The organism is Halorubellus amylolyticus, from assembly GCF_034808145.1.
Classification (GTDB): Archaea; Halobacteriota; Halobacteria; order Halobacteriales; family Natrialbaceae; genus Halorubellus.
The window spans coordinates 1-570 of sequence record NZ_JAXHGM010000025.1; the positions used below are offsets into that span (position 1 = coordinate 1).

1 pseudogene is annotated in these 570 nt (G+C 57.7%); it reads right to left on the reverse strand.

The window, feature by feature from the left end:
* Positions 1-515: pseudogene (locus tag SM754_RS20140) on the reverse strand (IS5/IS1182 family transposase); the annotation flags it as partial.
* Positions 516-570: the final 55 nt, after the last annotated feature.

Genomic DNA, 570 nt, shown 5'->3' on the forward strand with positions numbered 1-570 from the left:
TTTTGCCCGGTCGAGACGATCGTACAGCCGTAGCCGTAGTAGTACTCGTCGTCGGTTGGATCGTAGCACTTCGACGCGTCTTGATCGGCAGGCATCGCCCTCACGTCCGTTGAATCGATACAGTAGGTCAAGTCGAGCAGGCCGCGGACGGCGGCCTGCTCGACGAGTCGGTCAAAGACTTCGTCGACGACGTGTTCGAGGTCGGTGAGAAAGCGATCGACCGCGTCTCTCGACGGCGGTCGATCGAAGCCACAGCTCAGCCAGACAACCGTGTTCCGAAGCTCTCGTTCAACTGGACGAATTCCATAGATGTCCTTGTAGTAGCAGTGGAGGAAGCCACGCATCAGCTCTGGTGGTTCGTGCTCTCGTGTTCGCCCCGTCTGCGCCGGGGCGAACACGTCGAACTCTTCGAGAAACTCGAAGGAGAGGTGCTCAAACAGCGCTAGCGTCTCGGTCTCCGCGACATTGAAGAACGTCTCTACCGAAGGATCATCTTGCAGGGTCGCTGAGGCCATACCATCTCAGCATTCACCCTGCTCTTTGGTGTGGGAATCGTTCTATGACACCCTC